Raw genomic sequence first — 26,658 nt, 5'->3', positions numbered from 1 at the left:
GGCAAACTTGGGCAAACTTGGCATCAGACAGATGCCTGACCGAGAGGGGAGCGGTGGTGGCATCGAACTACGAAGCGATCTGCGAAGAAAACCAGCGGCGCTATGGCACCGACATCGGCCGGATCGGTCCAATGTTGCTTGCTGACAGGTACGACGACCGGACGCATTTCATCTTTGAGTTGCTTCAGAACGCGGAGGACGCACTCGGTCGACGCGGCGACTCGTCCGGGCCGCGCAAGGTCACGTTCGAACTGGCCCCGTCCCGGCTGTCACTCTCACACTTCGGCAGGCCGTTCGACGAGGCAGATGTCCGGGGCGTGTGCGGCATCGCCGAAAGCACCAAGGACAAGTTCTCGATTGGCCGGTTCGGTATTGGCTTCAAGTCGGTCTACACCTTTACCGACCGCCCTGAGATTCATTCCGGCGACGAGGATTTCGCCATCAAGGACTACGTGCAGCCACAACGGGCGGGGCGCACGGAACGCGAGGCGGGTGAAACGCAGATCGTCCTCCCGCTAAAGGACGGCGACGACACCGCGCAGAAGGAGATCACCGCGGGGTTCCGGCATCTGGGCCCCGGCGCACTGCTGTTTTTGAGGCACATTGAAGAGATCAACTGGAGCGTCGAGGGTGGCGCGTCCGGGTTCTACTTGCGCAACAGCCCTGAAGCCTTCGGGAGCAATGTCCATCGCATCACGGTGATCGGTCAAGAGAGCGGAAAGGCGGAAGTCGATCAGAACTGGCTGGTGTTCCACCGTGAAATGTTCTCGGACACGCAGGATGCTGTCGGTCGCGTGGAGATCGCGTTCTCGCTGGTCGCGGTTAAGGACGCGCCGGGCCGCTGGTCGGTTCAGCCCGTGGCCTCATCGCCGCTGGTGGTGTTTTTCCCGACGGTGGTGCAGACCAATCTCGGCTTTCTGGTGCAGGGGCCGTATCGCACGACACCCAGCCGCGACAACATTCCGCGCGGAGAGCCGTGGAATCAGCATCTGGTCAAGGAGACGGCCAGCCTGCTGGTGGAAGCGATGCGCTGGATGCGGGACAATGCGATGCTGGACACGTCAGCCTTGCGTTGCTTGCCGCTCGACCGCGAGAAGTTTCCCTCTGGTGCGATGTTCGCACCCATCTTCGAGAGCGTTCGGCAGGCGCTGTGGAGTGAACCGCTGCTGCCTCGCTTCGACGGTGGTTTTGTCCCTGCCTCTCAAGCAAAGCTGGCGCGCACGCAGGAGTTGCGAGATCTGCTCAACCCGGAGCAGATCGAAGCAGTGTTTGGCTCCAAGGCCTCCGCGTGGCTGACGGGCGTTATCACCCCGGACAGGCAGCCAGAGATTCGCTCTTACCTGATGCAGGAGCTGAACGTCGCCGAGGTGACGCCAGCCACGCTGGTTCCGCGTCTGACAAAGTCTTTCCTCGAAGCCCAATCCGACGATTGGGTGAGGCGACTCTACGAGTTCCTGAACGGCCAAGAAGCCGCCTTGCGCCGCAGCCTCGACAAGATTCCCTTGATCCGCCTCGAAGATGGCACCCACGTCGTTGGACGCGAGAACGGGGCGGCGAAGGCCTTCCTGCCGAGTGCTATCAAAACCGGCTTCCCGACGATACGCCCCGCAGTGTGCGCGTCGGTCGATGCGCGCAGTTTTCTCATCGCACTCGGCATCACCGAACCCGATCAAGTCGATGATGTGGTGTTGAACCTGCTGCCGAAGTACCAGCGGGAGGCGGTCGATGTTGACGAAGAGGGCTACGCCGCTGACATTGAGCGCATCCGCAAAGCGTTCAACACCGACTCGAAAACCCAACGGGAAAAGCTCCTCACGGCGCTACGCGATACGTCCTTCGTGATGGTTGTCGACACCGGTGACGCCAAAGGCTACGTCGCCAAGCCGGTCAGCATCTACATCGCCACTGACCGTCTGAAGCAGCTCTTCGCCGGTGTTTCGGGCGTCTTCATCGTTGACGACGGGTACGACTGCCTGCGCGGCGAGGAGATGCGCGAATTGCTGGAGGCGTGCGGTGCATTGAGGTATCCGCGTCCCCTAGAAGCGCCGACTGCGCTGTCTTTCGAAGAGAAGAAGGAGCTCCGTCGAAAGACCGGCTACGTCGAGTTGGGGGCAAAAGAACGAGTCGTTGACTGGGTGCTGAATGGCCTCGACGCCTTGATTGACTTGCTGCCCAAGCTCACACCCGAACAACGCATTGAGCGCGCCCGCCTGATCTGGGAGAGCTTGGGCGACCTTGAAGAACGTCGTGGGCGTGGCATCTTCGATGGTTCTTACAGTTGGTCGCACTACGGGGAGCGCAGGACGCCGCCATTCCCGGCTGCCTTCGTTCGCCGCCTCAACACGGTAGCGTGGGTGCCTGACGGCAACGGCGACCTTTTGCCGCCAAACCTTGTGTTGTTCGATCCGCTCGGCTGGAAGACCAACCCCTTTTTGCTGACCAAGATCGCCTTCAAGCCGCCGATCATCGACCAACTGGCCAAAGAAGCTGGTATCGATCCTGCTGCCCTCGACTTGCTGCGAAAGCTCGGCATTACCAGCGTGGCAGATCTAACTTCCCGGCTTGGGATCACTGGCACCCCTCCAGAGGGCGGGGCTCCAGCCGAGGATGCGCCGTCTGACGAGGTTCCGGCCGAAGAAGGGGCGGACGACACCAAGCCATCTGGCGACGATGTTTACGACGACGCGAAAGACCTGTATGGCGACGGGATGCCGGACATTCCACCAGGAACGCCCGATCCGGACGGCGGCGACGGCGCAACGAGTGGCACAGGGCGCGGCGGTCACGGAGGAACTGGCACTGGGACGCCACGTGGCGGCGGTCAAGGCAACAGCGGGCCACACGGTGGCTCCGGTGGCCACACCGGTGGCGGCGGAAAGACGGGTGGAGCCAGCAGCGGTGGACCGGGAAAACGGGCCCCTGGTTCGGCTGGCGGAAGGCCGTTCATTTCCTACCTCGGCACCCACCCTGACGACGAGGAGGCCGATCCAGACGGCCTCGATCAGGCAACACGGATGAAGATCGAGGATCACGCCATCACGCTGATCATTTCGCTCGAACCCGGGTTGCAGCGCACACCGGAGGGCAATCCTGGTTTCGATCTATTCGAAGCCAACGGTGGTGGCCAGCCAGTTCGCTGGGTCGAGGTCAAGTCGATGACGGGCAGTCTGGAAAACCGACCCGTGGGTCTTTCCCGCACGCAGTTCGACCATGCCCACGCGAAGGGCGATGCGTACTGGCTGTACGTGGTCGAGCATGCGACCGACGCAGAGAAGGCACGGGTTCTCAGGATTCAGAACCCTGTTGGCCACGCGCGGACGTTCACGTTCGATAAAGGCTGGAGCCAGGTCGCGCGCACGGAACCACCGAAATCGTCTCAACCGAAAGCCTGATCCATGTCCACGCTCAAACCCATGACCGGAAGTTCGCTGGAGCACTCTGCACTCAAGCAGCGTCACCGGCTGGTGCGCGACGGCCATCCGACCAACCTGACGCTGCGCATCCACAGGGCCTTGAGCTGGCTGCATCGCTCCGAGCAGTCGGAGGACATGGACGGCAAATTCATCTTTCTGTGGATCGCCTTCAATGCTGCTTACGCGCAGGAACTTGACGACAGTGACCGCACGTCCGACAAGGTCACGTTCACAGCTTTTCTCCAAAAACTCTGCGACCTCGACGCCAGCAAACGCATCGACGACCTGATCTGGAAGGAGTTCTCCGGCAGCATCCGCACGCTGCTCGACAACCCCTACGTTTTCCACCTGTTTTGGGAGTTCCAGCGTGGCCGGATCGGTGAGGACGAATGGAGGGATCGGTTCTCCAGCGCGAAAAAGTCGGCGCAGTCCGCACTCGCCAGCGGCAATACGCCTGCGCTGCTCTCGGTCATGTTCAATCGCCTCTACACGTTGCGCAATCAACTGATCCACGGTGGTGCGACGTGGGGTGGCAAGGTCAACCGCGACCAGTTGCGTGATTGCACTCGTCTGCTGGGAAAACTCGTTCCCGTGATCATCGCGCTGATGATGGACAACCCGAACGCGCTGTGGGGCGACGCCGTCTATCCCGTCGTCGATCAGAACGCCTGACCCGGTTGCCAGGAAAACCGTCGATGCCACGCATGAGTCTGTGCATAGGGTTCTGGCGAAATTAGCGAAATCAGCGAAATTAGTGCTGTGGCAAGCACTTGCGGCTGATCCGTCGCGGCGAAATCAGCGAAAAAATCCCCGCGTTACGCCACTGCCAGTCGGTACACCCGCACCGGCGCGCCCGGAGCGCCGTCGGCGCGTTCGCCCCACTGCACCGTGATCTTGGGCGGCGTGCTGGCCAACAGGTGTTCCAGGCTTGCGTCGAGCCGCGCCTTCGGCACCTTGCCCCGAAAGCATTCGGCGCTGATCTGGCTGCGTGTGGCCTGACCGCGTTCGTGCAGGAAGGCCAACACGCGGTTTGAGAGTTCCTGCACCTGTACCAGCTTTGCCTCCTCGGCGGAACTGACAAACACGAATCGCACGGATGCTGTGGCGTGTCGAATCCACGCCATCGCGGCGTCGATATGTGGGACATCAATGCGGGTTTGCAGATCGGTCAGTGCCATCAGCATGGCCAGCCGGAGCAGCATCGGCGCACGACGCTCCAGCAACGACCCAATCGCACCATCGTCGATGCCATCATGCAGTTCACCCCGGTAGAGCTGGGCGTAGCGCCACTGTGCCTGCGGTGATAGTTCCATTCGCAGGTGTTCGCGCCCGTCGTGCTGGTCGGCGTGGACGAAGGTCAGAACCTCCAGCGTTCGGCGCGCCAGATGCTCGATCACCGCCTGCGGCGTTTCCTTCGGAAACGGCAGCATCCGGGACCGCTCGGCCCAGATCATCAGGAAACGGTTGGCGAAGCCGTTGGTGAGTTCGCGCGTGCTCATCAGGCCGGTCAGCTCACCGGGTGAGATCGCGCCGCTCAGGCAGACGTGCGGATCACTGGCGTAGAGCCGGTTCGACTTGGTGGCGGGCTTGAGATCGACGCCATCCCAACAGTCACGCAGTGCCGCCGACAGCGTGTTGCCGTCGCGTCGCCCCTGATGCAGCACATTGGCGAACTCGGATTCGACCACCCACAGCCGCTTGTCCTCGATGGCGGGCACGTCCTGTCGGCCTTGCCGATAGCCGTCGTGGATCAGCGCCGCCAGACCTTCGCGCGTGGACAGCCCGCCTCGGTGAACCTGAGGTGCGACGGCATCATCGATTGTCCGCAAAGCCGCGTCGATGCGCAGCACCAGTGACACCGCGTCGCCCTTGCGGCCACGACCCGAACGCCCGATGTGCAGGCAGAACAACCGCGCGTGGTGCCGCGTGTTACCAATGGGCAGGTACACCCCACGCCCGACCGCGCAGGACAAATACGCCATGAAATTCGCCGCTATGGCATGGGCGTTGGTCTCCGTGCCATCGCTGCCTGCGCGGGCGACGTCGCCGATCAAGCCATAGAGGCAGACGGCGTCAGGTTGTGGCGCGTTGCGGTGGGGAGTTGCTACGTCATCTTGGTGGTTATCTCCATCGAGGCCGGTCGCCGCGTCGGCCACTGGACGTGCCGCATGACCGCCGTCGGTGGATGTGGGTTGTCCATTCACTTGTCCAGCGTCACCATGCGGACGATGCTGTCGAACTCGTTCAGCACATCGGGATGCTTCTTCGTCAGGTGGCGCAGGATGGCTTCGTTGGCCATGAGTTTGGCCAGGTAGCCCTTGGCCAGCACCAGATTGAGGATGTCCTGGCCGTAGGACTGTTCGGCCAGCTTGAACTGTTCCTGGAGATTTCCCATTTCTCGCTCCATCTTGGCCATCTGATCCGCGCTGACACCAGTCATCTTCTTGGGCTTCACCTCGCCGACGAGCATGTTGCTGGGCGTGGCGGCCACCAGAGCCTGGGCGTAGGCGACCGTGATGTTGTTGGCGCTGACCATCAGTTCCACGCATTCGACCTGTCGAGTCGGTTTCATCTTGCGCAGAACCGCACCGAGGTTCGCCGAAAAGGTCTGGTCGCGCAGAAGCTCGGCGGCTTCCGGACAGATCCCGTCGAGCAGGTTCAGTTTTTTGATGATGTGGCTGATGTCCACGTCCAGGGCCTTGGCGAGCCGTTCTGGAGTGACTCCACGCTCGACGGCGCGCCGGATCATCAAGTGTTCTTGGATGCTGGAAAGTCGATTGACCCGGTTGTTGTAGGTGTAGCTCTCGTCATCCGTGGCAACGAGGCATGGAACCTGTTCGAAGCCCAGTTGCTTCAGAGCGACCAAACGTGTGTGGCCATCGAGCAGGATGTACTGGCCAGTTCGGTCGGGTTTGCCCACCGACAGGGGTTCGATCAAGCCGACAGCCTCGATGGACGCGATGATCTGCTTGAACTTGCGGGAGGTTGCCAGCCCTTCGGGCGTCTTGCGCGACGGCAGGACGGCCGACAGTGGCAGGAGCAGTGGCTCTGGGACGAAGCCCAGTGGTGGCTTGGTCACGCTCCGCTCCCGCGTGCCCAGACCCGATCCGCCAGGTACTGTGGCAGGGTGTCCAGGCCTTCGGCACGCAGCAGATTGGTGAAATTCTCATCGGCCAGCAGTTGCCGCAGCGCGCCGACGATGAACAGCAGATTGCGCTGGGCGGTTTCGGCCTTTCTGACCAGCAGCTTCTGGCGCTCGACCTCACGCTGGTAGTTGCGAACCAGGCTGGACGTGGTGACATCCTCGTTCGGCTTGCGGGACGGCATCCTGCCGCCGACTGACCGGCCTTGGGTCCGACGGCGTTCGATCACGCGACGGGCCTGGATCAGTTGGCTGCCGCGCAACTTACCGGATTCATAGGCTTCCTGCAGGGCGGCCTGGACCGATTTGTCATCGGTACCAGCGCCCGCAATGGTGATCGCCGCGTTGAGTGGGATGCGTCCGCTGCCGACGGCCATCAGGAGCCGTTCCTCCCCGTTCTTCAGCAGGTACAGAATGCCTTGGACATACTCGGGGCTCAGGCCGGTCTTCTGCGCGATGGCCTTCTTGTCGTAGCCCTGATCCCGCAGTTGCTCGATCCCGGCCAGCAGTTCCAGCGGGCTGAACTTGCGCCGTGCGATGTTCTCCGTCAGGCTCATGATGAAGGCTGACTCGTCATCGACGTTCATCACCATCGCCGGAATTTCCTGCTGGCCGATGGTCTTGAAGGCCTTGAACCGCCCCTCGCCACAAATGAGCAAGTAGTGCTCGCCATCGCTGCCGGGGCGCGGGGTCACGATGATGGGCTTTTTCAGGCCGATGCTCTGGATGTTGCCGACGATCTGCTCGAACACACGGCTGTTGCGTTCGCGCGGGTTGAGCACTTCGATGCGGTCGAGCGGGATCATCCGCAATTCCGAAGGGCGATGCTCTTTTTCGTTGCTCATGCGGCCCTCCTGATGCGGATGCGCCGGGCCATGCCGTACAAGTAGTCCAGGCTGTCGAAGTGGTAGCACTCGAACTCGATGCCGTTGTGATCGGCCAGATGGATGCGCGGCTGACCGAAATCCAGCCGAGGCAGGAGGTAGTAGTCCAGTGCGGCTTGGTTGCCATCGTCCAGACGCACGGCCACGGTGATGTCCGGGGCCAGGCTGGTGTCGAAGCGTACTTTCCAGCGCCGTCGCCCGTTGTCGAGCTGCTGGCAGCGGGCCAGCACCAGCGAGACGGTGAACTCACGGTTGACGGTGAGCAGATCGGTCGCCGGATCGCGCTCGACCACACCGCCGACCTCGGCGATCATTCTTTCGGTCTGGCCGACGATTTCCGGGTGCAATCTGCGCAGGAACTGGTTCACCTCCAGATACTGGTAGTCCCGATCCGGGGTGAAGCCGACTGTCTGGTACGCGCGGATCAGGCTGCCGAAACGGTGCGCGTAGGCCGCTGCCGAGGGCATCCCTTCGGTTTCGTCGATGATCAGGCCGGAGAGGTAGCCGTGCCGCTGGTACAGGCTGCGCAGCTTCTCGATCAGTTCGTCGTCGGTGTACCGGTGTGCCCGTGCGCGCAGGATGCCTTGTGCGGTGTAGAACAGTTCAGGTGGGACGATGCCCTCGAATGCGCCTTCCTTCTTGATCCACATGTCGGGGCCGTTGACCACCCGGTGCTTCTTGAGCTTGAAGGATCGGCGGTTGTAGACGTTGTTGCCGATGTACTTTTCGTTGGACAACACCTCTCGCACGGTGGCGCGCGTCCAGTCACGACCGAGGTCGGTGCGAATGCCCTGGGTGTTGAGCCGTTCGGCGATCTCCGATTCGGTCAGGTTGTCATCGACGAACCAACGATAGATCCGGTTGACGACGGCGACCTCCGCATCCGGTCCAGGCTGCAGGATGACGCGGTCGGTTTGCAAGCTCTTGTGCTCGCCGCGCGAGAGTTCACTCTTGACCGATCCGGACTGGTCGATCAGCACGCGACGAAGGCCATAGCCTGCGGGCCCGCCTTGCCGAAATCCCAGCTCGATCAGTCGGCATTGTCCGGCGAACACCTTGGCCGACAATTCCCGACTGTATTCACCGGCCATCGCGCGTTTGACGCCCTTGACGATGGTGGACACGGGCGAACCGTCGTTCTCGAACTGCTCGGCCACGTAGGTGACGTGGATGCCAGCGCGGCGGCAGATGTACTCGTAATAGGCGCTTTCGTCGGCATCCTGGAACCTGCCCCAGCGACTGACGTCGTACACCAGCACCAGCTTGAAATCGACGGCACCGGACTCCACGTCCTTGATCAATTGCTGGAGTGCCAGCCGCCCGCCGATGTTCAGACCGCTTTTGCCCTCGTCGGCGTAGGTGCGGACGATCTCGATGTTGCGCCGGTCGGCGTACTCGCGGATTTTGTCGCCCTGGTTCTCCGTCGAATACTGCTGGTGCTCGGTCGACATCCGCACGTATTGCGCGGCTCGAAGCACCGGGCCCGACCCCGGTGGGTGTTGAGGAGGTTCGATCTCTTGCATAGGCCCGGTCACTCTGTGATTGGTGCTCTCGGGTCCGCCACTCCTTTCAATGGACGCGATGCCGCACCAAGGCGGCAGCGCACACGGTCGGAATCGTTGCCATGCAGAACATTCGAGAGCCTGTTTGGGGTCGAAGTTACGGGCGTGTGGCCAGTATGTCGATCAAGTCCTCTCTTGACACGTCCATCTTGCACGGACACGTCATGCAGACCGGTGTGATCTCGACGATCCAGGAGTCGCCGTTTCCCCTCGGAAACGCTGGGTGTCGCGTGATGCGGTACAGGCCGGTCGGCAGGTCGCACACGTCCATCTTTGCAAGATCGACATCTGCCCCGTTGGCATCACGCAGTCGCTGCTGCTCGCGGTTGCGCTGCTCATACTCGGGCCGATCATCACGGTAGTTGCGCCAATAGTCCTGATGGCGCTGCGACCACGCCTGCTGGGCGGCGCGCTGGTTGATCCGGTAGTCTGGATCGGACTGGAGCTTGGACCGTTGCCACTGGCGCTTACGGGCGCGCTGGCAGTCAGGTGCAGAGCAGTAGGCTTGGTCGGGAACTTGAGGGCGGGGCACGAAGTGCAAGCCGCAGCAAGCGCAGTGCTTGGTCGTCATTGGCGGGCTCCATACAAAATTCGTATGGAAACCCGCGAGCAGATTGGCTATTTCTGATCGCCCACCTTATCCGGCAAATCTCCTGTCAGCCAGCCAGGCCACGAAGGTGGCCAGTTTCAGCGCACGCTGCAGGGGAGTCCTGGACATGTGCGTGGACGCGATCACGCGAAACGCAGGAATGCCGCGATCAGGCCCAGGAAAATGACGCCTTGCACTTGGGGACTCTGGGGCGTTTCACCCAACAGCCATGTAGCGTAGGTTTCGCAATTGCGGTCCAGCAGTCGGTAGGGGCCCCGGTGCTGCAGCGATAGGGTGAGCCGCTGCATGATTTGCGCCCGCTGCTCGGGTGCGGCGCGTCGGATTTCTTTGATGGGCCGACCTTGTGCGAACTCCGCGAAGGTCACGACGTGTTCGCCGTCCGGGGTCAGGTGCGCGACGTTACCGTCGGGCAGTTGAACGCCCCAGTGTTCCCCCAGGCCAGTCAGCTTGGGTCGAGAAACGATTCTGATCGGATGGATGTTGAAGAACAAGAGAGCCTCCTGATGTCGTCGTCTGCATTGACGCAGCGCCCCGGCCGACGCCCGCGCAGGGCGGGCATCGGGGGCAACAACGATTACTTGCCTTTTGACTTGCTGGGACTGGCCTTTTGGGTCAGTGCCGATGCCGCCACGGATTTGACGGATGCAGGTGTACGTGGATTGCTCAACAACTTGGCGGCTGTCGATGCCACGCGGGCGGAGGTCTGTTCGTTCGTAGGTTTCTTGGAGGACATGGGATTTTCCTTATCAGTTCGCGGAAAGAGGGAAAGACGGGAGTCAGGTCCTGCTGACTCCCGCCCGGGATGGATCAGGCAAACAATTGCATCTGACCCGGATGCGAGCGCCAGTGCTGGCACACAGCCTCCCGGCGTCCGAACCGGAACCGGGTGTATGCGCGCACGAAGACGCTCTTCCATCGGTGGTAGGCCATGGCCAACTCCTCATGAAAGTTGAGGGGGTTTGGGCTTGCCAGCACACCGCGAACTGGTAAAATCCGCTGTCCGTTCAAGACATGATGTGCATGGGTGGTTTGGTAGCCCCCTATTCACCTCACCAAAGGCTCTGGAGTGTTGGTAGCACTTCAGGGCCTTTTTCTTTGGTGTTGGCGGCTGGGCACTGGCCCAACTGCGGCAACACCGTGATGTCTGCCGGCACGGGCACTGACTCGATAGCGAGTTCGATTCCGTACTGGCAAGTGGATTCTATGATAATCCCGAAAAAGGATCAATGCAAATGGTCGATTCCCTTTTTGGGACTTTTGTTCATTGATCCAGTAGCTGACTGACCTGTCCCGTCTTGCCGATGAGGTGCGAGAGCAGGCGAAAGTTCTTCTCTTCGTGGCGCAGACGTCCTGCCACGATGGCCGGATGCACGCCGATCTCATCGGCGAAAGCAATGGCGTCTTCGGACAGAAGCGTTGTCCGCACTTTGGCCGTACGCCAGCTCTTTTCAGGGATCAATGCTTCCCCGGCCATGGCATCGGCTTCCGCTTCGACCTTTTGGGGATTGCTGCGATCCAAGTCGTCGATGAACACCGGTGCCTCGGCTGTCAGATGCTTGGCAACGTGCGCCAACTCGTGGAGCAAGGCAAACCAGAAGTTGTCGAATCGGTCATGTCGCAACGTCAGGGCGACGATCGGTCGATCGTTATCGAGCATTGCTGCGCCATCGAGGAACGTGCGTTTGAAGTGCTTTTCGATGACGAGCGTGATGCCGTGGCGCGCAAGGTACTCGCGCGCAAGTTTTGGCCCCTCATCGAATGTGGACAGCTTGGCCAGCTCACGCATCCAGGCCGGTGTGATGGTTCCGTGCTTGTACTCTCTGACGGCGTTGACGGCTCGCGCTTGTCGCAAGACGCACATACGCCAAGCCAAGAGGGCCATCTCATCGGCTTGGCGATCCCCGCGCTGATGCATCGGAGCGCGCAGAAAAGCCGGACTGACTTGCTTGGGCAGCAGGTCTTGCATGAATTTTCTGACCAGATCTTCGGCGTATTCTTTGAGACGCTGTGCATTCCCTTCGAAATCCCCGAAGCAGCCTCGCTCCAGCATTTCCTTGAGTGGGAACCGTGTGAAGTCCATCTCCGGCTCCTGATCGACGACCGAACTGTCCGTTTCGACGTCTTCGATCAGGATGTCTGCGGGGATGCCCAAGCCCTGGTTGAGTCGGCGGATCATGGGCAGGGACAGTGGTCGCTTGCGCGACAGCACCTCCGAGACCTTGGAGATCGAGCCGATGTAAGGGATCAGATCCTTGCGGGAGAGCTGCATCTGATCCATGCGGAAAAGAATCGACTCGATCGGGTCGGCCTTGACCGGGGGAACGGTTTGGCGTTCGAAGTCCTGGATGACCAAGGCCAGCAGCTCGAGCTCGTTTTCTTCTTTAGAGTTGGCCTTGGGGTCGAGCGACATGAGCGCAGACAAGCGCGCCATCGCTGCTTCGTAGTCTTCCGCACTCTTGATGATCTTCACATTCATCGCCATCTCCACCTGTCGTTTGCTTGCCTTACACACGTCTGCCTAGAACTTTTTCTTGTCGTACTCGGCATGTGTCCCGACCCACTCCACCACCACCAGTCCGTTCTGATATCGGACCTTGACCACAAGCCGATATGAGTTGCCCTTGATGTCAAAGATGACTCTGTTGTCGGCCAAGAAATCCGCGCTTCTGTATCTGCGCTTGATGTCATGCGACGTTTTCCAGTTCTCACGCTCGACATCCGTCTGCCACGCGTCCAGTGGCCCACGCGAGGCTGCATGATCTTTTTTGAACGCCTCGAGGATGGGCAAACCCAGAATTCGCATGTAGGGACGATGTGTTCATGGTCAGGCTTGCATTGTATTTCCCAAAAAGGGAAATGTCAATGAGGGACCTCGATGAAGCGAGGGAAGTCGGTGCAAACCATCGACCGGCGGACAGTCACCAGGGGCATGTTCGAGAGGCTGGCAGGAAGCTCGTGAGCCCGACACGGCGCTGCTCGACATCACGTAGTTGCTGGATGGCGGGGTAATTGGGCCAAATCGTCGAATCCACGCCCTCAAGACCCATGCAGTACTATCTGGTTCTGAAAGCGGACGCGGGTTCGGTTCCGTGTTCCACCACCAAACATCTTTCAAACGGCTTCAACGTTTGGCAAAAAACCCCGCTGGGCTTGGCTCTGCGGGGTTTTTTGCTGGTACACCAAGTACGCCGATCACTGAACTCGCACCGGCTGCCATGCTTGATGAAGCCGCCTGCACACCAAGCTACTCGTAGCTCATCACAAAAGTCAGCGAGCTATTCGCTGTGCCTGCTCCAACGACTGGAGCGGTTTGCCGATAGGCTGCTTTTAGCGGGATACTGAAATTTCCACCAGCCTTGTCGTACTCGCTGAAGGCGACCTTCTCGTTCAACACCGCCGGCTCTCCGTTCTGGTTAAGAACCTGCAGGCCGACGCCCTTGGCTACCGATTCAGCGTCGAGCGCGACGACCGACTGCGCGGCATCCAAGATTTGGGTGTTGGGCTTCAGTAGATAAGAAACCTTGCTGATGCCCGAGGGGCACCCGTTCAGATTGATCGAAAAATTGACAGGCGCCAACGAAGTGCCAACACCTTTGAATTGTCCGACACGATTCCGATCTCCCATCTGCACGATGACATCTGGCGTCTTGCAACTCTGGGCTGTAACGCTTGCCTTTGTGGACGTTCGAACGATAAAGGCGTTGAACTCGTTATTTATGTTGGCATACCCCAGGAGCCCCGCCTCAACGGCAGCGCCCGGCGCAACTGGGCCAATCTTTTTGATCCTTAACGAGAAGGACGTGCCCAAGAATGTGTAGGGGCCCGCTGCCTTTGAGGATGCCAGTGAAATTGCAGCTAGCTGTTCTGCAGTCATTCCAGGCTCCTCGCGCTTGTAGACCAGGCCCCACGCCAGTCCGGTATTTCCGATCGGCATATCGACTTTGGTAGCAGCAGGCGGAATCCCTCCGACCGAATTCACCAAACCCCAGCGGAAGGCGGCAGTACAGGTGAAGGACAGTGTGTCTTGTGCACTGTTCGTTATAGGTGCGCTTTCATAGATCACGGTACCGATGGGTGCATCGCGCGGTACGGTAAAGCTTGAAGGTATTTGAAACGCGAGTTGCTTGACGACGGCGCCTTGCCGAATTGTGCAGTTTGCGGCGTCAGCTGGCGAGGAGAGCAGAGCCGCCAAGAAAAACGCGGTCATACAGAAACCGCGGAGAAGATGATCCGACTCGAGGCGATATAGAGTTTTTTGCATCGACGATTCTTTCCAAGTTTTGCTTATATGCGATGGACCATGCATCCATGGCAGTTGCGCATTCGAGGGCCCGGTGGCTATCTACAACGCAGCGTCTGCCGCTGGTAGTTCCGGCCAGCTTCTGCTTTCGGCAACGCATAGGGTGCCTGGCATTGGCCTTCCTTCCATTTCACCGACAAGGTGCCTTGTTCCTGGCCAAGCAGCACAAAGGCACTGCCGTTCGGGTCTGCAATGCCCAACTGCCTGCCGGTTTGGGCGTCTTCCACGCTGGCGCCAAACGGTACGGGCTTGCCGTCTGCCTGCTGGAAGGTGAACTGCGCACGCTGGCCGCTGTAACCCTTGAAGGTCGCCTGCACAATGGCGCCACGACGCGGCACCACCTGTTTAACGGTGTCTGTCAGTTCAATGTCGGCGCCGAGGTTATGCGTGTCGGGGCGCAGTGCATTCAGGCGGTACGGCTGCGCATAGGACACGACGGCATATCCGTTACGACCGACTGAGGTACCTGCCTCGGTGCGAACATCCACACCCCGAAGGCCCTCCATCTTCATCAAAGCGAAGGTGTCGCCAACCGTGCGGCTCAGGTTGACACCGCCGCCATGGACCACGACCGCGCCCATGGCCCCGATGCTGGCCGATTGGTAGTCATTGGCGACGTTGACGTTGGCCGAGAGCTGGCCTGCATCGGCCTCGTGCGTAATGCTGGCACCGCCCGTTGCACCTCGCCCGCCGTTGGTATAACCGGCTTGCATGGCGTAAGACGTTTTTTCGCTGGCGAAACCGCTCAGGCCGCTCTGAATATTCGTGCCGCCGTTGCTGTCGTTGCTGACGTTGGTGTACGCGCGCTGGGAGTGCAGCTTGCCTCCAAGCGGGATCGACATCGTCAGCATGACCTGCGTATTGCTGCCGTTGTTGCCAAATCGGCTGTCTTTGGTCTGACTCAGGCTCAAGTTGTAGCTGAGCCGCTTCCAGGTGTTGCCGTAGCCGACGCTGATGCTGCGGCTGGAGCCCGGCTGATTCCAATACGTCTGCTGGCTGATGTTCAGATAGACGCTGCCATATTCACGTTGCGGCCCACCCAAGTCCTGACTGGTCGTCAAGTCGATGCGCGAGCGGCTACGGCCAGCTTGCACGCCCGCGTTGCCGAGATCGTTGACGTGATCGCTAAACGTGCGATAGCCCGACGTGGAATACCGATATGCCGCCAGCGTGAAGTTGGTGTTCGTCCGCGTGAAAGTCTTGGCATACAAAACACGCACACTTTGACCGGTATCGCGCTTGCCCTGCACACGGCTGCTCGATTGCGTGATGTCTACCGACAGCGCACCGATCGGTGTGTTGGTACCAACGCCCATGTTAAGGGCCTGGAAATCCCGCGACGCTTGGAAGCCGCCCGCCACGGTGCTGTTGTCCGTGACGCCATAAACAAGCGATCCGCTCACGAGCTTAGGTGAGGCCGTTTGGTCCCCATCGTACTTCCCGGCCGCAAATGCATACTTCAATCGCCCCTTGCGGAGCATCAGGGGCAAGCTGGAAAAGGCTTGGTGAGTAACGCGCTTGGTGCCATCGGCTTCGATGACGGTGATTTCAAGGTCGCCGTTTGAGCCGGTCGGGAAAATATCGGTCAGCTGGAATGGCCCCGGCGGCACGTTGGCGCGATATAGCACGTAGCCGCTCTGGCGAACCTCCACGACAGCATTCGTCGCAGCCTGCCCACGCACCACCGGTGCATAGCCGCGCTCGCTATCCGGCAGCATCGCGTCGTCCGAACTGACCTGCACACCGCGAAAGCGTACGCTGTCGAATAGCGTCGCGTCGGAGTATTGCTCGCCCAGCGTCAGTTGCCCCTTGATGGCGTCGACGTCGCGTTGCAACAACGTGCGATTGCTTTTGAAGCGGGTCTGGCCATCATTGCTTCCGCTCAACGCAGATTCGTTGCGCAGACGCCAACGGCCAATATTCACGCCATTCTGCAGGCCAAGATAATAGCTGCTGCTGTCATTGCCAACGCGGCCGTGGCCGTAGTTTCCGCTGAACTGGTAGTTGACGTAGCCAGCGGTGACGCCCTCGTCCCACAAGGCCGGATCCACATAGCCACGTGCAGCGCGCGACAGAAACGCCTGGGGAATGCTCAGGTTCAGTTGCAGCCGGCCAGCGTCGAAGTCGACGACCGCTTGGTCCATTAGCTGCGGCAAATCGAGACACGCTTGGCTGTTGAGATCAAGGGCCGGAGTAATGGCAGTCAGGTCGACGCCAAAGTCCTGGAGCATGTGCGCGGTGAGGCATGGACGCACCTTGCCCTTGCCACCCTCTTGATGGAAGTCGACGTCGCGCCGCCCCACCAAGTTTCCATTGACCTGCACCTCGACACGGTACGTGCCGGGCGGCACGCTGTTTCCGGAAGAAAGTACGGCGCTCAGATCTGCCGGACGGCCCTGGCCATGCAAAAAGTTCGTATTGAAAGCAAGCAGCGTCGGGGCAGCCTGTGCGACAAGGGTTTCCCCCTCCGCCGCGCGCGCACTATTGAAAACCGCCAGACACAAAGCCAAGTAAAGCGGGTTTGCTCGGGGACGAGCAGCGAAGGCTTTTCCATCAATCTTTCTGGGGACCGGTTTGGTGGTCGGGCGTTTAGACATCGCAATGCTCGCTTTGGGCCTTGAGAATCAGGGGTGTCACATGGGCAAGCTCCGCTTCGAAGGGGCGCGGGCTAATCCAACCACTGCAGGCTGGATAGAAGAACTCGACTAGGTCGATCAGTTACCGGCGGATACCGGCGCGCTCGGCTGATTGCCTTGCAGGGTGACGCGGTAGCTTTCGCGTCCGCCGAAGTCATTGATGACTTCGTAGCGCAGCTCCGGTGCGCCGGTGTGCCCGGCCGGCACATTGACGGGCAAGACCACCGTGGAACCTGGCGCGATCATCTTGGCGTCAACGACCGGTTCATCCTTGTTTCCGGTGTGGAGCTTGGCGTCCACTACGGTCACGTGATAGAGGCTCGGGTTGGTCAGCCGCAGCATTGCCTTACCGGCGTCTTGATTCAGTTGCCATTGCAGACTGGTGGCCGCTTTGAGAGGATCACCGCCCAAACCAACGGGCCGATAGAACACCTTGATGCGCTGGCGCACAGCGAGTTGCAGCACGTTGTCTTTGCTCGCTGCTTGTGGGATTTCCTGCACGTTCAGCCAGAAGGCGGACTCTCGGTCGGCGGGCATGCCCACGCCTTCATACAGTACGCGCAACAGTTGCTGCTGCTTGGCCCCGACCTTGGCCAACGGCGGTGTAATAGCAAATGGCAGTTGCGTATGGGCAACGTCATCGAGCGGATCCAGCCACGACTGGATCAGTGCATCGGCGCCATCGTTGATGACGACCACGGAGCTTTCCTTGTTCTTGCCATCAAAGATCACCCGCGTAGTACCTAAGGAAATACTGGCGTGACTCGCGGACGCAGCCAACGCGCACGCCAACGCCGCGCCAACGGCGAATCGTTTTGCTTTCATATCCGGAATTGCCTTGAAGAAAGAGGTGGCAGCGGACAAGCGCCGCTGCCGATTGAAGCCAGCCCTGGGTGGCTGGCGCTTGGCTTACTCGTAGCTCAGCGTGAACGGCAGACTTGCGTTCGCGATACCAGGCTTGACCTTGGCCGGGTCGGCAGCCACGTAAGCAGCGGCAAAGCGCACGTTCAGGGAACCGCCTGCTGCCGGCACCTCCGTCTGTGCCAGCAGATCGCCGTTGCTCAGGTCGAATGCGTTTGCGCTCGCGCCCGTGCCTTCGTACACAGCAATGCCGACACCTTGCGCGAAGCCGTCGGCGGTGTTGCCGTTGTTCACGCGCAGCGTCTTCTTGTCGGCGCTCAGTTCAGCAACCTTGCCTGCGAACTTCATGCTGACCTTGGCGCCCTTCTTGCACACCACGTCAAAGTTGGCCGAGCCGGCGCCGTTCGTCAGACGCTTGGGTGCAGCAACCGTGCCGATATCGTCGGCGGCGATGTTGCCCATGCTCACGTTGATGGTGCCTGCGTCACCCGTGGCCGAGGACACCTTGCACGTGTCGTTCAGAATCGCGCCCTGGAAGTTGATAACGCCATCTACCTTGTTGACGGTCTGGGCCATCGCGACGGAGGACAGAGCAGACATGGCGAAGCCCGCCAGGAACAGTTTTGCTTTCATTGACTTACCCTTAAATGAGACCGCAGCAGAAAGGTGCCGGGACTTGGTCGAGAAGAAATGCCTATCGAATGAGGCAGGCGCAAGTATTCCAAGCGAGGCGCCCGCGCCATATCAGACTGCTCTGAAAAGCACCCTGAATTGACGCATTTGGTCTGCGCGATTCAGATCGGCGCCCGCTACGTGAAGAGGCTTTCTCGTTGTAAATGCAGGGTTACGTCGATGAGGCTGCCGAGATGGAGGATTGGGACAACACGAGGCGCAGGCCGCCGCAGGTGGGGTCGACAGCGCGTATGCCGGGGGAGCGCGATCAGGTCGACACGGGGCCCTGAGCGAAAGAATCAGGCGTCGGGGGTCTCTGCTCCGTGCAAGGATTGGAGTGCAACGAGGAGCGCCTGAATCTCCGCATTGATGTGGCTGGACGGGGGCGAAAGACGTCTTTCCAGATCTCTGGCCAAGTGGCGCGTCTGCAGATCTTCCACAACGGCCGCAGCGCCAGAAATTCGATGAGCAGCTCGACGTGCCTGCTTGATATCCCGATGCGCGATGCCCTGGCTAAGCATTTCAAGATCGGTTTTCATGGTCTGTCGATAAATCGCAAGCACGTCCGCCGACGGCGTCACGTCGTGCTCCATAGGCTCCGCGTTGTGGGCGGAATCGCCATGGGCGCACCACAGTTCGATCAGCTCCCGCAATGCGGCAAGGCGCAGCGGTTTGCCGAGCACACCGTCCATGCCGCTGTCGAAGCACCGAATACGGTGCGCGTCGTCTGTCGCGGCGGAGATGGCGACAATCGGCGTACGCTCGCCTCCGCGCTGATGTTCGATGTCTCGCATGCGCTGCGCGACGGTATATCCGTCAATCCCGGGCAGATTGCAGTCGAGCAGCACCATGTCCAACGCTGCTGACGCAAACTGTTCGAGCGCGGCCTCGCCGGTGCCGGCAATGGCAGACCGACAGGCCAGTGCGTCCAGTTGATGCTGGATCGCGTGTTGCACCGCCTCGTGGTCATCGACCACCAGGACCAGCGGCCCCTCCTTCGATTCCGGCGACGGCGCCTTTGCCGCCCGAGGAGGCGATATTGCGTGAGGCGCAGACGCCCCCGCTGCTTCCGCAGCCTTTGGCAACGCCATCGCTGCGCGCGCCTCCCGTGCCGGCAACATGGCAGTGAACACTGTGCCGACCTCGGGGCTGCTGCTGACGGTGATCACGCCTCCCATCAACTCCACGAGTTCGTGGCAGATCGACAAGCCCAGCCCTGTTCCGCTGGCACCGCGATTGCCTGGACTTTCCACGCGTGCATACGGTTCGAAAATGTTCCGCTGGCGCTCCGGAGGAATGCCCATGCCCGTGTCTCTGACCTCGAGTACGAGCGTTCCGGTGCCACGCCGCTTTCCGGACAGATAGTCGACGCGGAGGACAACCTTGCCGACCGTCGTGAATTTGATCGCGTTCACCAACAGGTTCAAAACGATCTGCCGCACGCGCATGGCATCGATGTCCACGCTGAAATCCGGCGCGCAGGCAAGATCGAGCGACAACGCCAGCTTTTTCTCATCGGAGCGCCAACGGACCATGTCCAGAGCCTGCTCGGCCCACGGCCTGATCGCCGTAGGCTGAAGCACGAGTGTCACGCTGCGAGATTCGAGACGGGAGTATTCCAGGACATCGTCAAGCAGGGCCAAGAGCGTTTCCGACGCCGAGACAGCGGCATCCGCACGACTGGCTTGCTGGCCGGTCAATTGCGAGCGCTGCAACAGTTCCAGCGACGCAAGAATCGTGTGCATCGGCGTCCGGATTTCGTGGCTGATGAATGCGAGGAACATCGCCTTTTCACGCTCACTGCGAACGGCGGCCACACGCGCACGCCATAGCACATAGGCCAACACCGCAAACGCCAGAACAATGATCGCAACGAGAGCGACCTGGCGCCAGCGGTAATGCAGGATCGACGCCAGCGACGGCGCGCCGTAGTCGGTCGTTTCCTGCCACCGCTGCCGGATAGCGTCGGCCTCCGACGCCGAAATGGCGGTCAGCGATTTATCGAGAATCGACGCGAGCACGGGGTTGTCACCGCGCGTGACCATCGTCAACGCATAGGGCCGGTCCCAGAGGCTGCCCGAAAGGAAAAGTTGGCCCTTGAACTGCCGGTGCAGTTGCGGAACGATCGAAGCGTCTGTTCCGAGTGCGGCGTCGGCATCGCCGTCCACAACCGCCTGCAACGCGTCGGACTCGTTTTGAAACGTTACCAACTTCACGGGGACGGAGCTGCGGCGGATGGCCAGTTCAAGACCACCGCCGCCCTTGATCGCAAGCCGCTTGCCGGACAATTGCGAGAAACTGGCGAACAGGTTTTCCTGTTCCGCCGTAACGATTGCGATTGTCCCGACATAGTACGGCGTGCTCGCGATGTAACCGTCCCGGTAGGGTGCCACGGCTTCGTCCTTGCTCCAGTCGGGGAGCATGTCCACCTGCCCCAGCTTCAGTGCAGCCAGCGAGCCGTTCCAGCACGCACCGTCCACATATTCGAAACGCAGCCCACTCACATAGGCAACCGCGTCGAGGAACGATGGAACCATGCCGGCCACCTTGCCGGCTTTGACAAACTCGAACGGACGCCAATGCGCATCCACACAGGTGCGCACGATCGGATGCGCGGCGATCCAGGCATCCTCTTCGGGGGTGAACAGCGAAGTTGGGGCCGCATTGCTGCCGCCGGACATCAAGCCGAGCCAGAAGCCTAAGATCAGCGCGCGGACCGCCGCGGCTACATTGCTCACATCTCCCCCCGTCCCCATATCGGAATCGATTGCCTCGGCGCGTCGAGTTCGCGATGTTGCTGATCGCGCCAGTTCAGAAGCTTAATTCAGTCCCGAGCCGGATGGCCGGAAACGACCTTAAGGCTGTGTCGAACGGTCAGCGAACGCACGGATGCGATTCGACTGGTGATGGAGCTGCCGCGCGTCGCCCCAGGAAGAGCGCAGACGCTCAAGACCGACACGCACGACGCCGCGCCAAGGCTACCGCAGCGGCGGCCAGTGCGAGCCCGAGAATCGGGTCCACCGCACCGGCACCCCCCACCCCTGTGCTGCCCGTGGCCGCACCCGCCGCCGCATCGCCTTCCGGACTCGTGCCGCCACCTGCGGTCTGCGTATTGAGGGCGAGGTCGACCAGCACCGGGTCATGATCCGACGAGCGGTACGCGTCCGGTGCGTAGAACGTTTGTTGTTGCTCTGCGCTCTTGTGGCCGAACGCGTATTCGAGCGCGATCGGCTCGTCGGCATTGATATGCCACTCATGTACGGCACGCACCCGCTCTGCCAAGCCAGGGGTGGCGAGCGCGTGATCGATGTAGCCGGATTCGCCGCCGTAGACATAGCTGTACGCATCCCTGCCGACGAACTTCGCCACCATGTCGGCATACCCCTTCTGGGCGAACAGCACGACGGGGTCTTCCTTGGCATAGCTGTTGAGATCACCAATGAGGAGCTGGCCCACATCGGCCACGCCGGTCGGTGAGGTCGCCAGCCAGTCGGCGATCAGGCCGGCAGCACGCACGCGGGTTGGGTTCCAGCAGCTCTGGCCGTCGCCCTGGTCGGCGTCCTTGCCGGTCGCACCAGAACAGCCCTTGGACTTCAGGTGATTGACGACCACGGTGAAGTTCTGTGTGCCGCCGATGCGTCGGAAGCTGCGCGCGAGCGGCTGGCGGTTCTTGTCGTCAATGGCAAGCGTGGCCGGCGTGCCGACGGGCTCCACTGTGCGGCTGTTGTAGACGATCGCCACCGTAATCGCATCGCCGCCGAGCTTCGGCATGCCCGGGTCGACGTAGCGCCAGTCGGCGCCAAGCTGGGTCGTCAGGCGGCGGATGGCGCTAAGCTCGCCGTAGCCGTCGTTCTCGATTTCCATCAGGCCGACCACGTCGGCATTGAGGGCGCGGATGGAGGCGACGATCTTGGCTTCCTGGCGTTCGAACTCGGCCTGTGTCTTGGCACCTCGATTGGCCGGATCGTCAAAGCCGGCGCCTTTGCCGTCTCCGTTGAAGTAGTTCAGTACGTTGAACGAGGCGACGCGCACATCGGCCTGGGCGTGGCGCGCAGGGGCACCCGCACGCGGGTTCGCAGCAGCATTGAAAGCCGGCGCGGCCGCACCCGGCACGGGCTGCAGGCGCCAGGCGTTGTAGCGCAATTCAAGCACGCCCTGTACACCGCTCACGGTATAGCCGGCGCGCACCGGATTTGCCGCCGACAGGCCCGGTGCCGGGTAACGCACGCTGGCGGGATTCTGCTGATTGGAGCCATCGTCGAGCACGATGCGGTTCAGCGCATTGGCCGCGGCCTGCGCGGCTGCGCCATGCGCGGGCGGAGCCACGTTTGTCGGCAGTGGCAGGCGTCCGTTGCTGAGCAGGACGCTGCCGTAGCGCCCAAGCTCGTACGTTTCGCTCACCGTCAGCGTCTGCGGCAGGCGCACGAGCATCCCTTCATACGCCGACAACGCCTTGGCATCGGCCACGGGCAATGTCACGTCGACCGGCGTCACGCGGTTGCCGCTGGCACAGCTTGCGATGCCGCCGGTGGCCAGCGTCAGTTGCGTCTGGCCGTACTTCTCCTCGACCTTGCCGACCAGGTGGACGAGGTCACCAGCGCGGGCGCTGACGCCGGGTGCATAGACGAACAGGCCTTCCGACACGCCAGACAACCGGCGGCGCTGCGCGTCGGGTTGTTGCACGAAGAAGCCGTTAAAGCCGGTGGCGCCACTATAGTCGGCGGTCACGACGGCTTCGATCTCGACGTTCAGGCCGACCAGCGGCGAAGTGGCCCCGGCGCCCTGCACATCCGCAAGGTGCGTTGCCGGCGCGCCGCACATCGCAACGGCGGGTGGTGGCGTGACGGTGCCCTGCCCGTTGTACAGGCCAAGGTCGGAGAAGTCGTCGATATTGAAGGCATCCCACTGAAGGGATGGATTGAAGGCAGCTGTGCTGTCCGTGTCGCCCGCCTTCACCGTGCCTTGGCGGCGCAGCGTGTGGTCCTTGGTGCCAGCGCTGGCCGTACCCCAGAAGCCGGACGGCGGTTGATAGCCAACCTGGCCGATGCGGTCGACAACCACGCCGGAACGCGTGAGCGTCAGCGCATCGTCGCCATTGAAGGAGAACGCCGCAGTCTGGTTGACGCGGCTGCCGAGCACGCTGGCCAGTGTGCTGTGGGCCATCACATGGACGGCGCCTGGCGCCAGCTTGCCCGAGAGCGCAAACGACGCGGTGGGCGTGCTGGCGCCATTGTTGTACTGCTCGATCTTGTAGACCGACAGATCGGCTTCGGCGCCGTCCGGGTTGTAGATTTCGATGGCCTTGTTGTTCGAGCTGCCTTCTACGTACTCGCTGATGAGAAGCTCGGCTTGAGCAGGCAACGCCACGGACAGCACGGCGGCAAGGAGGAAATGCAGGCGCATGGGGACGGGGGGGTTGGGGAATAAAAGGATTTCGGCATACCCTCAGCAACGCCGATGACGCACGCATGGCGTGCCGTCACCGATCGTTCAGCATTCTGTAAGCCGTTCCTTCCTCGCAGCCCGCGCTCACCAAAAAATGAAACAAGCGTCGACGCTGCAGTCGGCGTGTTGTCTACGTGGGACCGATACAGAATCGCGAAAATTTATGGATTTCTGTACCTGTTGGCCGAATCGCGGCCAGTGCTAGCCTGCAAGCTCTTCGCCCTTTCCGCAGACAGCGATTTCGCCATGCCTACCCTCACCAATCTGCTCACCTTTGCCTTGGTTGCGCTCGGCATGGTGCTGACGCCGGGCCCGAACATGATCTACCTGATCTCGCGTTCGATCTGCCAGGGGCGCAACGCCGGGCTGGTGTCGCTGGCGGGCATCGCCACGGGCTTCGTTTTCTACATGCTGTGCGCCGCATTCGGCATCACCGCGTTGCTGATGGCCGTGCCGTTTGCCTACGATGCGCTGCGCTTTGGCGGCGCGATCTATCTTCTGTACCTCGCCTGGCAGGCAGTGCGGCCGGGCGGCCGGGCGCCGTTCCAGGTGCGCGAACTACCGGTGGACAGCCCGCGCAAGCTCTACACGATGGGCTTGCTGACCAGCCTGCTCAACCCGAAAGTGGCGGTGCTGTATCTGTCGCTGCTGCCGCAGTTCATCGAGCCGGCGCACGGCAGCGTGCTGGTGCAGTCGGTCTGCCTGGGCGTCACGCAGATCTGCGTCAGCGTGACCGTCAATTCGATGATCGCCGCGACGGCGGGCAGCATCGCCGCGTTTCTCTCGCGCAAGCCGAGCTGGCTGTCGGTTCAGCGCTACCTGATGGGCACCGTGCTGACGAGCCTGGCGCTGCGCATGGCGATGGAAGCGCGCAAGTAGCCGCACGCAGTCGATCAAAAGATCTGCCGCCAAATGAAAACGGGGCGATCCAGCCAAACCGGATCGCCCCGTTTTCATTGAACGCGCTGCCAGATCAGCGACGGCGCATATAGAACGTGAACACCTTGTCGTGCTCGCTGTGCTCGAGCAGCTCGTTGCCGGTCTGCTTGGCGAATGCCTGGAAGTCCCGCGTGGCGCCGGGGTCGGTGGCGAGAATCTTGAGCACGTCGCCGCTTTGCATGTCGGCAAGCGCCTTCTTCGTGCGCAGGATGGGCAGCGGGCAATTCAGGCCGCGCGCGTCGATTTCCTTCTGAAACTCCATGTCTTCCTCAGTGGTACGGGCAAGCGGCGCAGTGCCACTCGCGTCAGTCATTCCGGAATTGTAACGAGCCGCGTGGGTTGCCACTGGCGCGGCGGCGGCTCGGCCGGTTCGCCGGTACGGATGTCGATGTAGCTGACGGGCAGCCCGCGCGCGGTCAGGAAATCGGCGACGGCATAACCAGTGCCGGCCGTCCAGGGGCGGACTTTCTCGAACGGCTTCAGGCGGTATTCAACCAACTCTTCCGACAGCGCGATCTCGCCATCGGCCACCACGTGGTACGCGATGATCAGTTCGTTCTTGCGGATGAACTCATACACGCCGATCAGCGAGATCGATTGAGCGTCGAGGTTCGTCTCTTCCTTCAGCTCACGGGCGATGCCCTCTTCGGGCGTCTCGTCGCGTTCGAGAAAGCCCGTGACGAGCGCGAACATGCCCTCCGGCCACAGTGCATTGCGCGCCAGGAACATCTGCCCGCGATATTCGACAACCGCCGCCAGGACGGGCAACGGATTGTTCCAATGCACGAAGCCGCAGTCCTGCCCCGGGCACGCGATGCGCAGGCGGCCGGCATTGTGCTGCTCGACGAGCGGCGTGGCGCATTGCGGACAGAAACGGTAGTCGAAGCTCATGGCAGTCAGATGGATTAAACGGCCTGCGCGCAGGCTGCGCGAATATCGGCGGCAAAGGCTTCCACCGTCTCCGGTTGCACGTCCCACGAGCACATCAGGCGGCAGCCGCCCGCACCAATGAACGTGTAGAAGCGCCAGCCGCGTGCGCGCAACGCCTCGATGGCCGGCACCGGAAGCTCGGCGAACACGGCGTTCGATTCGGTCGGGAACATGATGCGCACGCCCGGCACATCGGCAATGCGCGCATGCAGCAGCTGCGCCATCGCATTGCCGTGACGCGCGTTGCGCAGCCACACATCGTTCTCGAGCAGACCCAGCCACGGCGCCGAGATGAAACGCATCTTCGACGCCAACTGCCCGGCCTGCTTGACGCGATATGCAAAGTCTTCCGCCAGGCGGCGATCGAAGAAGACCACGGCCTCGCCGACCGGCAGACCGTTCTTCGTGCCGCCAAAGCACAGCACATCCACGCCGGCGCGCCAGGTAATCTCCGACGGATGCACGCCGAGCGACGCCACCGCATTCGCAAAACGCGCGCCGTCCATATGCACGCGCAACTGGCGACGCTTGGCAATCGCGGCAATCGCGCGGACCTCGTCCACGGTATAGACGGTGCCGACTTCGGTCGATTGCGTCAGCGAAACCACTTTCGGTTTCGGGTAGTGGATATCGGAGCGCCGCGTGACGAGCGCTTCGACCGCATCCGGCGTGAGCTTGCCGTTCTCGCCCTTGGCGGTCAGCAGCTTGGAGCCGTTGGAGAAGAACTCCGGGCCGCCGCATTCGTCGGTTTCGATGTGCGCCAGCTCGTGGCAGATCACGGAGTGATACGACTGGCATAGCGACGAAAGCGCCAGCGAATTGGCGGCCGTGCCGTTGAAGACAAAGAAGACTTCGCAATCCGTCTCGAACAGGTCGCGAATGCGGTCGCACACGCGCTGCGTCCACGAATCATCGCCATAGGCCGGCTCATGGCCGCTGCCGTTGGCCTCCAGGAAATACTTCAGCGACTCCGGGCAGAAGCCCGCGTAGTTGTCTGAGGCGAAATGCTGCTTGGGCTGCATGGCGGGCCGGCAAATGTGTGTGGAAAAGAATGGGTTACTTCTGCTCGGACCACAGCACACCGCCGGTAGCCCAGTTCTCGCGCTTGATGTCGGTGATGATGATGTCGACGGCGCCCGGGGCGCAGCCCAGCGATTCGCAGGTGACGCGCGTCACCTCTTCGACGAGCTTGCGCTTCTGCTCAACGCTGCGGCCCTCGAACATCTCGATATGGAAAGTCGGCATGGTGTCTCCTGTTTAGTGC

22 protein-coding genes are annotated in these 26,658 nt (G+C 61.5%); 3 read left to right on the top strand and 19 right to left on the bottom strand.

Going from position 1 to position 26,658, the window contains the following annotated elements; all coding sequences use genetic code 11:
- Positions 1 to 56 precede the first annotated feature (56 nt).
- Together CFE42_RS12615 and CFE42_RS12610 are read left to right on the top strand one after the other, a co-directional pair.
- Entirely contained in the window at positions 57 to 3,392 is a 3,336-nt protein-coding gene (locus tag CFE42_RS12615; RefSeq protein WP_202959019.1) for a DUF3883 domain-containing protein, read from the top strand.
- Positions 3,393 to 3,395: 3 nt separating this feature from the next.
- Positions 3,396 to 4,085 (top strand): HEPN domain-containing protein, encoded by a 690-nt coding sequence (locus tag CFE42_RS12610; RefSeq protein WP_004629333.1) that lies wholly within the window; start codon positions 3,396 to 3,398, stop codon positions 4,083 to 4,085.
- Positions 4,086 to 4,228: 143 nt separating this feature from the next.
- On the opposite strand, the gene CFE42_RS12605 is transcribed toward CFE42_RS12610, so the two are convergent.
- The 15 genes from CFE42_RS12605 to CFE42_RS12535 all read right to left on the bottom strand — a co-directional run bounded on the left by CFE42_RS12605 (position 4,229) and on the right by CFE42_RS12535 (position 23,483).
- Complete coding sequence (locus CFE42_RS12605; protein ID WP_285843965.1) at positions 4,229 to 5,467, bottom strand: hypothetical protein; 1,239 nt, start codon at positions 5,465 to 5,467, stop codon at positions 4,229 to 4,231.
- A 146-nt stretch (positions 5,468 to 5,613) separates the two neighbouring features.
- On the bottom strand, positions 5,614 to 6,492 hold the full coding sequence (locus CFE42_RS12600; protein ID WP_004629337.1) for a plasmid partitioning protein RepB C-terminal domain-containing protein: 879 nt from the start codon (positions 6,490 to 6,492) through the stop codon (positions 5,614 to 5,616).
- Positions 6,489 to 7,400 (bottom strand): ParB/RepB/Spo0J family partition protein, encoded by a 912-nt coding sequence (locus CFE42_RS12595; protein ID WP_004629340.1) that lies wholly within the window; start codon positions 7,398 to 7,400, stop codon positions 6,489 to 6,491. Before CFE42_RS12595 ends, CFE42_RS12600 begins: the two co-directional genes overlap by 4 nt.
- Positions 7,397 to 8,962 (bottom strand): recombinase family protein, encoded by a 1,566-nt coding sequence (locus CFE42_RS12590; RefSeq protein ID WP_004629342.1) that lies wholly within the window; start codon positions 8,960 to 8,962, stop codon positions 7,397 to 7,399. Before CFE42_RS12590 ends, CFE42_RS12595 begins: the two co-directional genes overlap by 4 nt.
- A 136-nt stretch (positions 8,963 to 9,098) precedes the next feature.
- Entirely contained in the window at positions 9,099 to 9,572 is a 474-nt protein-coding gene (locus tag CFE42_RS12585) for a hypothetical protein (RefSeq protein WP_004629343.1), read from the bottom strand.
- Between the two features lie 161 nt (positions 9,573 to 9,733).
- The gene (locus tag CFE42_RS12580; RefSeq protein ID WP_004629345.1) at positions 9,734 to 10,102 is read right to left on the bottom strand and encodes a hypothetical protein; all 369 of its coding nucleotides are present in this window, start codon (positions 10,100 to 10,102) and stop codon (positions 9,734 to 9,736) included.
- A gap of 83 nt (positions 10,103 to 10,185) precedes the next feature.
- The gene (locus CFE42_RS12575; RefSeq protein WP_004629348.1) at positions 10,186 to 10,344 is read right to left on the bottom strand and encodes a hypothetical protein; all 159 of its coding nucleotides are present in this window, start codon (positions 10,342 to 10,344) and stop codon (positions 10,186 to 10,188) included.
- Positions 10,345 to 10,872: 528 nt separating this feature from the next.
- Positions 10,873 to 12,087, bottom strand: coding sequence for an ImmA/IrrE family metallo-endopeptidase (locus tag CFE42_RS12570; RefSeq protein ID WP_004629352.1), 1,215 nt, complete (start codon positions 12,085 to 12,087; stop codon positions 10,873 to 10,875).
- A 42-nt stretch (positions 12,088 to 12,129) separates the two neighbouring features.
- Positions 12,130 to 12,414 (bottom strand): type II toxin-antitoxin system HigB family toxin, encoded by a 285-nt coding sequence (locus CFE42_RS12565; protein WP_004629355.1) that lies wholly within the window; start codon positions 12,412 to 12,414, stop codon positions 12,130 to 12,132.
- Between the two features lie 441 nt (positions 12,415 to 12,855).
- Complete coding sequence (locus tag CFE42_RS12560) at positions 12,856 to 13,818, bottom strand: fimbrial protein (protein ID WP_238563734.1); 963 nt, start codon at positions 13,816 to 13,818, stop codon at positions 12,856 to 12,858.
- Positions 13,819 to 13,949: 131 nt separating this feature from the next.
- Positions 13,950 to 16,508 (bottom strand): fimbria/pilus outer membrane usher protein, encoded by a 2,559-nt coding sequence (locus tag CFE42_RS12555; RefSeq protein ID WP_004629357.1) that lies wholly within the window; start codon positions 16,506 to 16,508, stop codon positions 13,950 to 13,952.
- A 117-nt stretch (positions 16,509 to 16,625) separates the two neighbouring features.
- A complete protein-coding gene (locus CFE42_RS12550) occupies positions 16,626 to 17,411 on the bottom strand; it encodes a fimbria/pilus periplasmic chaperone (protein ID WP_238563735.1) in 786 nt (261 codons plus the stop codon).
- A gap of 45 nt (positions 17,412 to 17,456) precedes the next feature.
- Positions 17,457 to 18,041, bottom strand: coding sequence for a fimbrial protein (locus CFE42_RS12545; RefSeq protein ID WP_004629361.1), 585 nt, complete (start codon positions 18,039 to 18,041; stop codon positions 17,457 to 17,459).
- A gap of 338 nt (positions 18,042 to 18,379) precedes the next feature.
- The gene (locus tag CFE42_RS12540) at positions 18,380 to 20,818 is read right to left on the bottom strand and encodes an ATP-binding protein (protein ID WP_037043903.1); all 2,439 of its coding nucleotides are present in this window, start codon (positions 20,816 to 20,818) and stop codon (positions 18,380 to 18,382) included.
- Positions 20,819 to 21,026: 208 nt separating this feature from the next.
- Positions 21,027 to 23,483: an ExeM/NucH family extracellular endonuclease gene (locus tag CFE42_RS12535; protein WP_004629365.1), complete on the bottom strand. Its 2,457-nt coding sequence runs from the start codon at positions 23,481 to 23,483 to the stop codon at positions 21,027 to 21,029.
- Between the two features lie 288 nt (positions 23,484 to 23,771).
- Here CFE42_RS12535 and CFE42_RS12530 point away from each other — a divergent pair, with 288 nt between their 5' ends.
- The gene (locus tag CFE42_RS12530) at positions 23,772 to 24,404 is read left to right on the top strand and encodes a LysE family translocator (protein WP_024973328.1); all 633 of its coding nucleotides are present in this window, start codon (positions 23,772 to 23,774) and stop codon (positions 24,402 to 24,404) included.
- Between the two features lie 94 nt (positions 24,405 to 24,498).
- Here the strand turns inward: CFE42_RS12530 and CFE42_RS12525 are convergent, their stop codons facing one another.
- The 4 genes from CFE42_RS12525 to CFE42_RS12510 are packed head-to-tail and all read right to left on the bottom strand — an operon-like array spanning position 24,499 to position 26,639.
- Complete coding sequence (locus tag CFE42_RS12525; protein WP_004629370.1) at positions 24,499 to 24,726, bottom strand: sulfurtransferase TusA family protein; 228 nt, start codon at positions 24,724 to 24,726, stop codon at positions 24,499 to 24,501.
- Positions 24,727 to 24,773: 47 nt separating this feature from the next.
- Positions 24,774 to 25,355, bottom strand: coding sequence for an NUDIX hydrolase (locus CFE42_RS12520; RefSeq protein ID WP_004629372.1), 582 nt, complete (start codon positions 25,353 to 25,355; stop codon positions 24,774 to 24,776).
- Between the two features lie 14 nt (positions 25,356 to 25,369).
- Positions 25,370 to 26,416 (bottom strand): low specificity L-threonine aldolase, encoded by a 1,047-nt coding sequence (locus tag CFE42_RS12515; protein WP_004629373.1) that lies wholly within the window; start codon positions 26,414 to 26,416, stop codon positions 25,370 to 25,372.
- A gap of 34 nt (positions 26,417 to 26,450) precedes the next feature.
- Positions 26,451 to 26,639: a 4-oxalocrotonate tautomerase gene (locus CFE42_RS12510; protein ID WP_004629375.1), complete on the bottom strand. Its 189-nt coding sequence runs from the start codon at positions 26,637 to 26,639 to the stop codon at positions 26,451 to 26,453.
- Positions 26,640 to 26,658: the final 19 nt, after the last annotated feature.

The sequence above is a fragment of the Ralstonia sp. PBBBR1 genome (genome assembly GCF_002256165.1).
GTDB lineage: Bacteria > Pseudomonadota > Gammaproteobacteria > Burkholderiales > Burkholderiaceae > Ralstonia > Ralstonia thomasii.
The sequence above is the reverse complement of the archived record's forward strand: the minus strand, read 5'-3'. Positions and strand labels throughout refer to the sequence as shown.

Excerpts from the sequence above, each read along its gene's own strand:
- CFE42_RS12570 (WP_004629352.1), bottom strand. The coding sequence starts at position 12,087 with ATGAATGTGAAGATCATCAAGAGTGCGGAAGACTACGAAGCAGCGATG.
- CFE42_RS12560 (WP_238563734.1), bottom strand. The coding sequence starts at position 13,818 with ATGACCGCGTTTTTCTTGGCGGCTCTGCTCTCCTCGCCAGCTGACGCC.
- CFE42_RS12530 (WP_024973328.1), top strand. The coding sequence starts at position 23,772 with ATGCCTACCCTCACCAATCTGCTCACCTTTGCCTTGGTTGCGCTCGGC.
- CFE42_RS12590 (WP_004629342.1), bottom strand. The coding sequence starts at position 8,962 with ATGCAAGAGATCGAACCTCCTCAACACCCACCGGGGTCGGGCCCGGTG.
- CFE42_RS12585 (WP_004629343.1), bottom strand. The coding sequence starts at position 9,572 with ATGACGACCAAGCACTGCGCTTGCTGCGGCTTGCACTTCGTGCCCCGC.
- CFE42_RS12555 (WP_004629357.1), bottom strand. The coding sequence starts at position 16,508 with ATGTCTAAACGCCCGACCACCAAACCGGTCCCCAGAAAGATTGATGGA.
- CFE42_RS12525 (WP_004629370.1), bottom strand. The coding sequence starts at position 24,726 with ATGGAGTTTCAGAAGGAAATCGACGCGCGCGGCCTGAATTGCCCGCTG.
- CFE42_RS12510 (WP_004629375.1), bottom strand. The coding sequence starts at position 26,639 with ATGCCGACTTTCCATATCGAGATGTTCGAGGGCCGCAGCGTTGAGCAG.
- CFE42_RS12545 (WP_004629361.1), bottom strand. The coding sequence starts at position 18,041 with ATGAAAGCAAAACTGTTCCTGGCGGGCTTCGCCATGTCTGCTCTGTCC.
- CFE42_RS12565 (WP_004629355.1), bottom strand. The coding sequence starts at position 12,414 with ATGCGAATTCTGGGTTTGCCCATCCTCGAGGCGTTCAAAAAAGATCAT.
- CFE42_RS12610 (WP_004629333.1), top strand. The coding sequence starts at position 3,396 with ATGTCCACGCTCAAACCCATGACCGGAAGTTCGCTGGAGCACTCTGCA.
- CFE42_RS12520 (WP_004629372.1), bottom strand. The coding sequence starts at position 25,355 with ATGAGCTTCGACTACCGTTTCTGTCCGCAATGCGCCACGCCGCTCGTC.
- CFE42_RS12575 (WP_004629348.1), bottom strand. The coding sequence starts at position 10,344 with ATGTCCTCCAAGAAACCTACGAACGAACAGACCTCCGCCCGCGTGGCA.
- CFE42_RS12515 (WP_004629373.1), bottom strand. The coding sequence starts at position 26,416 with ATGCAGCCCAAGCAGCATTTCGCCTCAGACAACTACGCGGGCTTCTGC.
- CFE42_RS12595 (WP_004629340.1), bottom strand. The coding sequence starts at position 7,400 with ATGAGCAACGAAAAAGAGCATCGCCCTTCGGAATTGCGGATGATCCCG.
- CFE42_RS12535 (WP_004629365.1), bottom strand. The coding sequence starts at position 23,483 with ATGCGCCTGCATTTCCTCCTTGCCGCCGTGCTGTCCGTGGCGTTGCCT.